Here is a 12,025-nt window from a genome sequence, read left to right on the forward strand (position 1 = left end):
TGTTGGCTTCCTCTACCATCCTCGACGATCTCCCCTCTCCTTTTTCATTTAAGCCATATTGCCCGAGCTTATGTATCATCGCTTCTAAACGTTTAGCATTGATACGTATTTTTGTAAGTTCCATTTGCTAAGCTCTTCTTCAAGCTATATTCAAAACATTTCCATAAAAGATGGCTATATTCCTTTTTATTTTTAAAAGGAATAAAAAATACTTTTTTATTATCTGAATATATCAGACTACCTTTCCAACCCTTTGGTCATAATTTCGTAACTACTCAACCTCTATATAACTTCCATCAGTGGGGTTTCCTTCATCCCCACTTATAGTTAATTCGCACTTACCCGGACCTTTACGGGCATTCTTTGTACGCTCATAATCCTGAGGTCGGAGTCTTACTACCCGTTAAGAGTGGGAGAAAGAAGAACAAATTGTCTGTAATGCAAAAAAACGACCAAATCTTTCGCGCGATTTAATCTGCGAAGGATTTGGTCGTTTTCATTCTGTCATTAAAGCAATTGTTGCTGAAGTGATTCGTTTTACTACATCCTACAAACGAATCACAAGAAGGAATCAAGTTTTAAAACATATCCCTTACAAATCGTTCAACTTCCTCAGCTGTGTCCATGTTTAATAGTTGTTCGATGGCTGCATTCATTTCTGCTTTCGATAACTTAAGAATTTGGCTTCTCGCCTGGAGAATTGATGAAGCACTCATACTGAATTCATCTAAACCAAGTCCAAGTAAAATTGGAATGGCAATTTCATCCCCTGCCATCTCTCCACACATACCTGCCCATTTGCCTTCTTTGTGTGCGGCATCAATGACCATTTTTACTAGACGTAAAATGGCTGGGTTGTATGGTTGGTAAAGATATGAAACACGCTCATTCATACGATCAGCTGCCATTGTATACTGAATTAAGTCATTTGTTCCAATTGAGAAGAAATCAACTTCTTTCGCAAATTGGTCTGCCATGACTGCAGTAGATGGAATTTCCACCATTATTCCAAGTTCAATTGTCTCAGAAACAACTACACCTTCAGCTTGCAGCTTCGCTTTTTCTTCCATTAAAATTGCTTTTGCTTGACGGAATTCACCAAGAGTTGCGATCATTGGGAACATAATTTTCAAGTTTCCAAACGTACTTGCACGAAGCAATGCGCGAAGCTGTGTACGGAAGATGTCTTGCTCTTCCAAGCATAAACGAATGGCACGGAATCCTAGGAAAGGATTCATTTCTTTTGGTAAGTCTAAGTATGGGAGCTCTTTATCACCGCCGATATCAAGCGTACGCACAACAACAGGCTTCCCTTCCATTCGCTCTAATACTGCTTTATAAGAATCAAATTGCTCATCTTCAGTCGGAAGTTGAGTACGTCCCATATATAAGAATTCGGTACGATATAAGCCAACACCTTCACCGCCGTTTTCAAGTACACCTTTTACATCCTCAGGAGTACCGATATTTGCAGCTAGTTCTACGTGTTGTCCATCTTTAGAAACGGTACTCTCATTCACAAGCTTTGCCCACTCTGCCTTTTGAGCTTCGTAAGCGGCTTTTTTCTCTTCATACTCTTTGACCATATCAGCTGACGGATCTACAATGACTGTTCCAGCTAAACCGTCTAGGATGACTAATACTCCATTTTCAATATCAGCTGTGACTGTTTTCGTTCCAACAACTGCTGGAATTTCCAATGAGCGAGCCATAATTGCTGAATGTGATGTACGTCCACCGATATCAGTCGTAAAGCCTTTTACATATTGTCGGTTTAGTTGAGCAGTATCAGACGGTGTTAAGTCCTCCGCAATAATAATAACTTCCTCAGAGATCATGCTTGGGTTAGGAATCGTTACACCTAAAAGATGAGACATAACACGTTTTGTCACATCGCGGATGTCTGCAGCACGCTCTTTCATATATTCGTTGTCCATGGACTCGAACATGCTTATAAACATGTTTGCAACTTCCTGTAAAGCAAATTCTGCATTGACTTTTTCCGTTGCCATTTTGTCTTTGATTGGATTAATCAATTCTGGGTCACTTAAAACAAGAAGGTGGGCAGCAAAAATCGCTGCTTTATCTTCTCCTAGCTCTTTGAAAGCATGTTCTTTTATCTGTTCAAGCTCAGATGTCGATTGTTTAATCGCATCATCAAAACGTTGAACTTCTGCCTCGATATTTTCTATACTGCTTTTTTCTACTATTAATTTAGGTTCCTCTAATCGATAAGCTTTTGCAATCGCAATTCCTGCTGAAGCTCCGATTCCTTTTAGACTTTGAACCATCATTCGCCTAATCCTTGTTTTGTAATTGTTTCAGTAATCGCAGCAATTGCTTCGTTTTCATCTGAACCAGATGCAACAATTTTTATTTCAGCACCTTGTGCAATCCCAAGTGACATAACACCCATAATTGATTTTAAGTTTACGCTTTTTCCGTTATACTCTAAGTTGATCTCACTGTTAAAACTAGATACTGTTTGAACCAAAAGTGTTGCTGGACGTGCATGAATTCCTGAAGCTTCTGTAATTGTAAATGTTTTTTCTACCATAATAATCAATCTCCTATACTCTTGTTGGATTTTTTTAGATTTATAATAAGATTCTTTTATCAAAAAAGAATGTCTTTCTTGATAAGAGAATCATCTAAACAAAATAAATTAAGTACTACTTTTTGAATCCTTCGTAATGATGAAGGATTTCCTTCGTAACTTCATCTGCTTCATCAAGCTGACATACTTCTTTTAGCACTGCTGCTACTCCACTTTCATTAATCATCGCTTGTAATTTCATTGCTTCCTCATCTTCTTTAAAATCGAAGAGTAATGCAGCGGCAATGGCCTTAGCTAGATTTGTAAAAGGAAGCCCCGCTTTTTTAGCTTCTGTAGCAGGACGAACAAGGCGATCATCTGGCCCAAGTTTACGAAGTGGTGAACGACCAACTCTTGTTACACCATCGTTTAAATATGAATTTTTAAAGCGCTCAATAATTTTCGTAATGTATTTCTGATGCTCTTCTTCATTCAACCCATATTGCTTGATTAAATAGGCGCCAGTTTCGCCAAGCGTGCGTTTTACTTGGTTGTAAATTTCTTGATCTGCTAATGTTTGGTCGATTGTCGATTTGCCCTCAAGATAACCTAAGTAAGCAATCACAGCATGTCCAGTATTAACAGTAAAGAGCTTTCTTTCAATAAAAGGTGCAAGCTCAGGAACAATTGTCATTCCTTCAATCGCTGGAATCGTTTCACTTGTTTCAACAACCCATTCATAATAAGGCTCAACAAGAACGTCTAGAGAGTCTTGGTTATCCTGAATCGGCACAATGCGATCGACTGCGGAATTAAAGAAATACACTTTATTTTGCAATTTCGCTTTTGTTTCTTCATCAAGGGATTCAAGAATATATTTCTTTAAAATATCCGTTGAAGAAATCTGATTTTCACAAGCAATCACATAAAGCTTTTCATCACTCGACTTTAATCTTTCTACTAATCCCTTTGCAATTAGCGGAGCAATTCGTGGAAGGATTGTAGGACCTATAGCTGTTGTAAGATAAGTTGCACCCTTGATCGCTTCGATAACTTCATTTTCCTGCTTCATATTGTTTAAGCCTGAAACATTTTCAATTGTTGTTGTCTCTTTCTCATCTGTTGCGAGTAGTACCTTATATTTTTTTTCAGTATTTAACTTATTGATAATGTTTTCTGCAATGTCTACAAATGTTACATGATAGCCAGATTCGGAAAAGAGCGCGCCAATAAATCCTCTACCTATATTCCCCGCTCCAAAATGAACCGTTTGTTTCATTCATATCATTCCTTTATTAGATTGTTTTGAAGGTAGTCGTAAAAGATATTTTCTAGCTTCTCTCTAATCAATTCCTCATTTGCTGATGAAAAAATCATGATAGCTTCATTATTCTCAATTAGGCTTGTGCTTATTAAACTTAGTATTTCTTGCTCCCTTGAACTTAAGTCCACTGGTGCTAACATTAATAAAACATTCTTAATGGACATTTCATTTCCATCCATACCTTTTACTAAACACGATTCGTCTAAATGGGAAATTCGAAAAATCAATTCTTTAATTTTCTCATGACGACAATGAAAAAGGCCCATTCCTGTATTCGGAATACCAATCCCATTTTCCCCTTCTCGGTCCTTCAACTGATTTATCACTTGATCGACATCTGATAAAAGCCCATCCTGTTCAGCATTTTTCAACATGTCAGTAATTATTTTTTCATAACCGTTTTTTTGATGCCTGTGATAGATACTAAAATGATCAAGAATAGCCTCCATGCATCGATGTACGTCTTTTACTTCTTTTAGTACATTGCGAAACGATGATTTACTTTTCGAGGCACGAGCACCTGTCTTTACTGATTTTGCTTGATATTTATTTTTGGTAAGCTTTTGTACGTTAGCCTTTAAAAAAGTTTGTATTGCTTCAATCTCTTCTTTTTTCAGTAATGGTGTTACCAGAAAATAATCTAATTCAAAAAATGGAAGTCTAACCGTTGATATAATGAGATCATATTGTTGCAAATCCGCATTAGGGATCTCTTTAATTGTTTTTGTATCTATAGATCCAATTTCGATAAATTCCTGTTTTATTCTGCTTGCAAGAATTTTAGATGTCGCAATTCCCGTTGGGCAAACAACTAATGCTTTAAAGTTTAACTCCTCTTCTCGTAACACTAATGCCGAGCCAAAATGTAAAACAATAAAAGATATATCATCCTCAGGAAATTTTACATTTTTGAATTCCTTTTCTAAGCTGTTCGATACGGCCATAAATAAAACAGGATATTTTCTTTTTATGTCTTCTGTTAGTGGGTTATACAGCCCCATATTATGTCTCAGTCGAAAGATCGACGGAATCATATGAGCAAGCAGCCCTTGAAATAAAGAAAAATCATTTCTTAAATTGACATGAAGTTCGGTAGAAACAGCGTGAATTAAATTATTGATCATTTGCCCTAGCATGACACGATCGTATTCAATAGATTCCGCCGCTTGAAGCTTAGATCCTTTTAGAATAACCGCTAATAAGCAGATATCTTTCTTTGTAAATACTGTCAGAAATTTATTCTCTAGTTCTTTACATACTTGTTCAATGAGACTATATTCTTCCTTCAATTCACTTGAACATTCGAGCCCATCATCCAATAAAGGGTTCTTCTCTGTCCTTTGCATTGTAATACAGATATGTACAATAAGCCTTACATAATCGCTATCCGCAAGCCTTGATTTTCCTTTATTTATTGTGGAACTAACAAGCTTGTCTATCTCTAGGAGATATTTTGGAGTTAAATAATGCAAAACTTTTTTTTTAAGGTAATTCCCTATTTCTACTAAAAATAAACTTTCAATGAGCTCTTCATTAAAAAGCTGTAAAAAATAGTCACCCAACGCTATTCGTTTATTGGTTTCTATTCCATAAAGCTTTACGCCAACGCCTCTTTTTCTCGTAAGCCGTACATTATATCTGTCCAACCACTCTGTAAGTTCATCCAAGTAAGTCGTTAAAGTTGTCATACTTACACCCAGTTGATTTGCTAGAGACTGAATCTTAAATGACTCCCCTTCTTCTAATAGCACAATAAGAAGCTGTAGTTTTCTTTCTTTCGGAGTTTGATCAGTTGGTTTTACATCCAATAATTTCTGGATCAACCGAAAGACGTGTTCATTTTTCCCATCAATGCTTAGGCCATCATTGGTTGCACGCATAAGTTTGAGATGGAACTGCTTTAAGATTTTTTCAATTGCTTTTAAATCTCGATGAATCGTCCTAACACTTACATTTAAATATGTCGCAATCGATGTTACAGTATGCTTCCCTGATGTTTTAATAATTAAATCAATGATTGCTTTTTCTCTTGAGGTAATAAACATGCTATCAACTCTTTTCCGCAATTAAAAACGAAAAGAAAATAGAGAATAGAAAGGGGTTAAAACACCCTTCTATTCATTCGATTAATTTAATTAATTTTGCCCATTAATAATAGCAATTAACTCCTGCGCTGTTTTCGCTTGAACCATTTTTTCGATATTTTCCATATCAGAACATGTGACCGCAATGCCAGATAAAATCTCAAGATGTGTACCATCTTTCCCAGCAATACCGAAGATTAAGCGAACAGTATTTCCATCAAAGTCTACTCCATTTGGTACTTGTAATACCGTAAAGCCCGATTTTAAAACTTCCTTTTTCGCAGCTTCAGTACCGTGTGGAATGGCAACATCATTTCCCATAAAGGTCGATGTCATATTATCGCGTTCAATCATTGCTTCAATATAGTTTTCACTTACATATCCACCATTCACTAGTGCTCGTCCAGCAAATCGAATCGCTTCTTCTTTATTCTTAAATTCTTGATTCAAGAAAACATATTCTTCAAGTAATAAGCCTTCATCACTCTTATTTTCTTCAACCACTGCAGCTTCTGCGTCTTCCACGACTTCATTAAGCGCTGCTTCTGTTTCGCCATTTTTTAACTTATCGATTAAATGATCGTATTCAGGGCTTGATAAGAAGTTATCAACCGAAACATGATAAGCATTTGGAACTTTATTTTTCGCCCTAGGTGTTAATTCCTCTTGAGTAATGACGATTTCAGCATCATTTGGAATATTACTAATTGCTGTATTTGTCACTGTAAGATGACCTAACCCAGCTTCTTTCACTTTTTTACGAAGAAGTGAGGCACCCATTGCACTTGAACCCATTCCAGCATCACATGCAAAAACAATTTTGTTTACATGTTCTGGGATCGCTCCTTGGTTCGATAAGACTTGTGCTACCGAGCTTTTCTTCCCTTTCATTTCTTGCATCTTTCTAGATGCTTCTTCTATGCCTTCGTCCGATTGTTTGCCTGTTTTTAGAATGAAAGTGGAAACGACAAACGAAACGACCGTTGCGACTAACACTCCAGCAAAGTTAGCAATATACGCACTCGGATGATGTGGCGTTACCGCTGCAATTGCGAGTATACTACCAGGTGAGGCAGGAGAGAATAATCCGCCACCTAAAAGCACTAATGTAAAGACTCCACTCATTCCACCTAAGATTACAGCAATAAATAATAATGGCTTCATTAAGATATAAGGGAAGTAAATTTCATGAATTCCCCCGAAGAAATGAATAATTGACGCTCCAGGTGCAGTTTGCTTTGCAGTACCTCTACCGAAAATCCAGTAGGCTAACAACACACCTAATCCAGGACCAGGGTTTGCTTCAAGAAGTAGTAACACCGATTGGCCTGTCTGTTTAATTTGTTCCGCTCCAATTGGTGTCAGTACACCATGGTTAATTGCATTATTTAAAAATAGGATTTTTGCTGGTTCAATGAGAATACTTGTTAATGGAAGTAGTCCCGTTCCAACTAACCATTCAACACCTGTTACAAGCAATCCTGTAAAAACAGTAACTGCTGGACCAACAGCTAGAAAAGATAAAATAGATAGCAATCCGCCTAAAATCCCGGCTGAGAAATTGTTAACAAGCATCTCAAAGCCTGCTTTTATTTTCCCTTCAACTAACTGGTCGAACTTTTTGATAACATAACCACCAACTGGTCCCATGATCATGGCTCCTAGGAACATTGGAATGTCTGATCCAACAATGACACCCATTGTGGCAATCGCACCTACAACACCACCTCGATGGTCATGGACAATCTTCCCTCCTGTAAATGCAATTAACAATGGAAGTAAGTATGTAACCATCGGATCTACCATCATGGCAAGGCTTTCATTTGGAATAAAGCCTTTAGGAATAAATAAAGCTGTAATTAATCCCCACGCGATAAAAGCTCCGATGTTCGGCATAACCATTGAACTTAGAAAATTACCGAACTTTTGAACGGCTACCTTTATATTAGATTGAGCCATTAGCTCTCATCCCTTCTAGACAAATATTTATTACTTATATATGTTAGGACACAAAATGATCATATTCAACAAAGAAGAAACCTAACTTTGTCACACATCAATATGACAAACCTATTGTTTCTCTAACTTTTTGGAAATATGTAGACTTTATGTATTTTTATAGTACAAACTTGAATGAATTAAGTGTGAAAGACATTGTGAAGATTAATATTAGCCCTTCTTACATAAAAATCCCCTCATATTCAAATGAGAGGATTTTTAATAAAATCTTATTTAAAAATATTTGTCATATTTCTAAGTTCAACCTATGTAAAACTTTTTCTAATGAAGGCATACCACTTTGAGCACCTTTTTTCTCAACTGATATAGAAGCGCTTGCATTTGCAAACCTTACTGCTTCCTCAATATTTTTTCCTTCGGTTAATGCAACGGCAAGACTCCCATTAAAAGTATCCCCAGCACCTGTTGTATCAACAGGGTTCGTATCAAATCCTTCAATGAAAATATGCTCTTTACCGTCATAAAAGCGTGCACCTTTATCACCTAGAGTTACAATTAATTTATTTGGATAACGTTCTAATGATTGTTCAATATTTTCACCAAAGATACGAATACATTCAGTTTCATTTGGTGTAATATACGTTGCTAAATCAATAAATTCATGTTTAAAATTTTCAACTGGCGCAGGGTTCAATACAACAGGAATGTTATGATCCTTACATATTTTCAATGCTGTATGAACCGTATTTGATGGTATTTCTAACTGTATGACTACCATTTCGCTTTTTATCATTTCATTTTTTACAAGCTCTATTTCTTTGGATGTTAATAGATTATTCGCACCAGGAACGACAATAATTCGATTGTCTGCATCAGAAACAATGATTGAAGCGATACCCGTAGTTTCATCGGGAAATAAAAACACATGATCTGTTTTTATATTTTCTTGTTTTAATGAGGTCAATGCGATCTTGCCATATTCATCAGTTCCGCAAGCTCCAATCATTTGAGCTTCCTTCCCTAATCTCGCAATAGACACTACTTGGTTTGCACCTTTTCCACCGAAAAAAGTTGAAAAAGAGTTTCCTAACGTAGTTTCTCCTTTTTTTGGTACGTGATTTGTTTCAACTACTAGATCTACATTAATGCTTCCAATTACGGTAATCACATTATCACCTCTATTAAACGTTTCCATAACTATAGAATAAAGAAGTGGGGGTTTCTTTCATCCCCACTGACTGCTCGTTCTCCCTTATCGGATCTTTACTGTCCGTTAAGATTTTGAGAAATATTGATTAGAATAAATCGTTTAATTTACTTTCTAATTGTTTAATAGCATTTCCGCGATGGCTTATTTTTGATTTTTCACTTTTACTTAAATGAGCCATTGTTTGATCGATTTCTGGTAAAAAGAATATTGGATCATATCCGAAACCATTCGTACCAGATGCTTCAAAAGCAATTTCCCCTTCGCATGTCCCCTTAAAAAACAACGTTTCATGGTGTGGTCTTGAAATCGCTAATACACATACGAAGCGACAAGTTCTTTGCTCTTTGGGAGTATTTTTTAGTTCATCTAATACTTTTTGAATATTATCAGCATCTGATTTGTGAGTACCAGCATATCTTGCTGAATATACACCTGGTGCTCCGTTCAATTGATCAATCATCAAACCACTATCATCAGCTAAAACAGGTTCATTTACTATCTCGGACAACGTTTCTGCTTTGATTCGTGCATTTTCTTCAAATGTACGACCATTTTCTTCGATTTCAATAGGATCATCTAAATCATTTAACGTTTTTATACTATAACCTAACTTCGAAAACATCTCTTGAAATTCTGAAGCTTTACCGGCGTTGTTCGTTGCTATCCAAATATTTTTCATTTCCCTTACTTCCTTCAGTCGTAGATTCTAGTATTTTTTTAAGGCTTCAATCATTAACTTCCAGAAACCTTCTATATCAAGCTCTAATCCAAACTTAGCATTAATTTCTCTACCAGTGACACCATGTAAATCTATTAATGTAGTTCCTGCTGTAAATTCTCCTTTTGTTTCCACTGTAATATTTACATCTTTCATTTTAAACAATTCTGGTGCAACACAATATGCGACAGTTAATACATCATGTACTGGTGCCCCATCAAAATCGAACATCTCTTTATATGTTGATGCAAAAAATACTAATAATTCACCAACGATTTTAGCGACTTTGTTATCAATTTTATTCACTTCTTCGATCACTTCTTTTGTCGCTAAAGCTTGATGCGTTATATCTAGACCCATAACTACTACTGGAATTCCACTATCAAATACTTTCTTTGCAGCTTCTGGATCAGCCCAAATATTAAATTCAGCCGTTGGTGTCCAGTTACCAAATGTGCCTCCCCCCATAAGTACAATCTCTTCAATATTGTCCTTAATTTCTGGCGCTTTTGATAAAGCTAAAGCAACATTCGTTAATGGTCCTGTTGGAAGAATTGTAACTGGATCTTTTGACTCTTTTACTAGTCTAATGATTGTATCAGCACCATGCTCCTCACTCCAACTACGAGATGGTTCTGGTAACTCAGGACCATCTAAACCTGAATCTCCATGAATACCAGGTGCAGTTTCACGTAATCGAATCAATGGGTCACTGGCCCCTTTTGAAACAACAACATCTGTTAATGAAACTAAATCACAAATTTTTAACGCATTCATCGTTGTTTTTTCGATTTCTGCATTTCCTGAAACCGTTGTTATTCCTAAAATATCTAATTCTGGTTGTGCAGCTGCTAAAACAATCGCAATTGCATCATCATGTCCTGGATCACAATCTATAATAATTTTTCTTTTACTCATTCTAGTTCACCTCTATAATTTTTTAGATTACAAGCCCCATAATTGTGCCTGAAATGACAGATGCTAATGTAGCACCTAACAATAATTTTAAAGAAAACTTTGCAACATGATTCCCTTGTTTTTCACTGATTGATTTGATTGAACCTGCAACAATACCCACTGTTCCAAAGTTTGCAAAACTAACTAAGTAAACGGATACAATTGCAATCGTTTTATCGGAAAGATGGCTTGAAATGTCACCAAAATTCAACATTGCAACAAATTCATTCGTAATAAGTTTTGTAGCCATAATTCCACCTGCTTGTACAGCTTCTGCCCATGGAATACCCATTAAGAAAGCGATTGGTGCAAAAAGATAACCAATAACCGTTTGGAATGAAACGTGAAATACGCCTAGAAAAATCACATTAATCAATTCCATCAAGGAAATAAACCCTAAAAGCATAGCGGCAACAATAATAACAATTTTAAATCCATCCATTACACTTTCTCCAACCATTTGGAAGAATGGAAGTCTTTCTTTTTCTTCAATTTGAATTAAATCTTCATCATCGTCTAAATCATATGGGTTTATAATATTAGCAATGATAAGTGCACTAAAAATATTCAATACAACAGCTGTTACAACATACTTTGGCTCTAACATTGTCATATAAGACCCAACCATCGCCATACTTATTGCACTCATTGCTGAAGTACAAATTGTGTAAAGTCTTTTTGGAGATAGAAGTGGAATTTGTTTCATAATTGTTAAAAACACTTCTGGTTGTCCAAGTGCTGCTGTAGATATAGCAAAATAGCTTTCTAGTTTTCCCATTCCAGTTATTTTACTTAAAATTAAACCTAAATATTTGATTATAAATGGTAATACTTTTATATAGTTAAGTATTCCTATTAAAACTGATATAAAAACAAGCGGTAATAACACTGCAAGGAAGAATGAAAATCCACCTTCATTCAACATACCACCAAATACAAATTCAATTCCTGAATTCGCAATCTTCATTAATTTTTCAAAAAACACGCCCACATTAGTAATAGCAATTAAACCTATACTAGTATTCATCATGAAGTAAACTGAAAAGATTTGCACAGCCAACATGATGAGAATACGCTTATATTTTATTTGTTTTCTATTATTACTAACTAAAAAGGCAATACCAAAAACAAACAAAAGTCCTGTTAGTAAGAAAATTAAATTCATGTGCATATTCTCCCTTTTATTGGTAACGTTTTCATTTTTTTATAAAAAACAACTTCTATAAAGTATGACTAT

General features: G+C 35.8%; 9 protein-coding genes. All 9 read right to left on the minus strand.

The annotated features are described in order from the left end of the window. Nucleotides 1-578 precede the first annotated feature (578 nt). The 9 genes from ptsP to K9V48_RS12910 all read right to left on the minus strand — a co-directional run bounded on the left by ptsP (nt 579) and on the right by K9V48_RS12910 (nt 11,953). On the minus strand, nt 579-2,291 hold the full coding sequence (gene ptsP, locus K9V48_RS12870) for a phosphoenolpyruvate--protein phosphotransferase (protein WP_224139415.1): 1,713 nt from the start codon (nt 2,289-2,291) through the stop codon (nt 579-581). After that, complete coding sequence (locus K9V48_RS12875) at nt 2,291-2,557, minus strand: phosphocarrier protein HPr (RefSeq protein ID WP_224139392.1); 267 nt, start codon at nt 2,555-2,557, stop codon at nt 2,291-2,293. Before K9V48_RS12875 ends, ptsP begins: the two co-directional genes overlap by 1 nt. A gap of 115 nt (nt 2,558-2,672) precedes the next feature. Continuing rightward, entirely contained in the window at nt 2,673-3,815 is a 1,143-nt protein-coding gene (locus K9V48_RS12880) for a mannitol-1-phosphate 5-dehydrogenase (protein WP_224139393.1), read from the minus strand. Between the two features lie 5 nt (nt 3,816-3,820). Beyond that, nucleotides 3,821-5,905 carry a BglG family transcription antiterminator gene (locus K9V48_RS12885; RefSeq protein WP_224139394.1) on the minus strand — a complete coding sequence of 695 codons (2,085 nt, stop codon included), beginning with the start codon at nt 5,903-5,905 and terminating at the stop codon, nt 3,821-3,823. Nucleotides 5,906-5,995: 90 nt separating this feature from the next. Next, nucleotides 5,996-7,903: a PTS mannitol transporter subunit IICBA gene (locus tag K9V48_RS12890; protein ID WP_224139395.1), complete on the minus strand. Its 1,908-nt coding sequence runs from the start codon at nt 7,901-7,903 to the stop codon at nt 5,996-5,998. A gap of 286 nt (nt 7,904-8,189) precedes the next feature. Next, nucleotides 8,190-9,071 carry a ribokinase gene (gene rbsK / locus K9V48_RS12895; protein WP_224139396.1) on the minus strand — a complete coding sequence of 294 codons (882 nt, stop codon included), beginning with the start codon at nt 9,069-9,071 and terminating at the stop codon, nt 8,190-8,192. 127 nt (nt 9,072-9,198) lie between these two features. Then, nucleotides 9,199-9,792, minus strand: a complete 594-nt coding sequence (locus K9V48_RS12900) for an XTP/dITP diphosphatase (protein WP_224139397.1) — start codon at nt 9,790-9,792, stop codon at nt 9,199-9,201. A gap of 27 nt (nt 9,793-9,819) precedes the next feature. Next, the gene (locus K9V48_RS12905; RefSeq protein WP_224139398.1) at nt 9,820-10,749 is read right to left on the minus strand and encodes a nucleoside hydrolase; all 930 of its coding nucleotides are present in this window, start codon (nt 10,747-10,749) and stop codon (nt 9,820-9,822) included. A 22-nt stretch (nt 10,750-10,771) separates the two neighbouring features. Beyond that, nucleotides 10,772-11,953: a NupC/NupG family nucleoside CNT transporter gene (locus K9V48_RS12910; RefSeq protein WP_224139399.1), complete on the minus strand. Its 1,182-nt coding sequence runs from the start codon at nt 11,951-11,953 to the stop codon at nt 10,772-10,774. Between the last annotated feature and the right edge of the window lie 72 nt (nt 11,954-12,025).

It is taken from the genome of Metabacillus rhizolycopersici, from assembly GCF_020075705.1.

Bases quoted from the DNA above. Each gene is read 5' to 3' on its own strand.
- K9V48_RS12885 (WP_224139394.1), bottom strand. From the start codon at position 5,905: ATGTTTATTACCTCAAGAGAAAAAGCAATCATTGATTTAATTATTAAA.
- K9V48_RS12900 (WP_224139397.1), bottom strand. From the start codon at position 9,792: ATGAAAAATATTTGGATAGCAACGAACAACGCCGGTAAAGCTTCAGAA.
- K9V48_RS12910 (WP_224139399.1), bottom strand. From the start codon at position 11,953: ATGAATTTAATTTTCTTACTAACAGGACTTTTGTTTGTTTTTGGTATT.
- ptsP (WP_224139415.1), bottom strand. From the start codon at position 2,291: ATGGTTCAAAGTCTAAAAGGAATCGGAGCTTCAGCAGGAATTGCGATT.
- K9V48_RS12880 (WP_224139393.1), bottom strand. From the start codon at position 3,815: ATGAAACAAACGGTTCATTTTGGAGCGGGGAATATAGGTAGAGGATTT.
- K9V48_RS12890 (WP_224139395.1), bottom strand. From the start codon at position 7,903: ATGGCTCAATCTAATATAAAGGTAGCCGTTCAAAAGTTCGGTAATTTT.
- K9V48_RS12905 (WP_224139398.1), bottom strand. From the start codon at position 10,749: ATGAGTAAAAGAAAAATTATTATAGATTGTGATCCAGGACATGATGAT.
- K9V48_RS12875 (WP_224139392.1), bottom strand. From the start codon at position 2,557: ATGGTAGAAAAAACATTTACAATTACAGAAGCTTCAGGAATTCATGCA.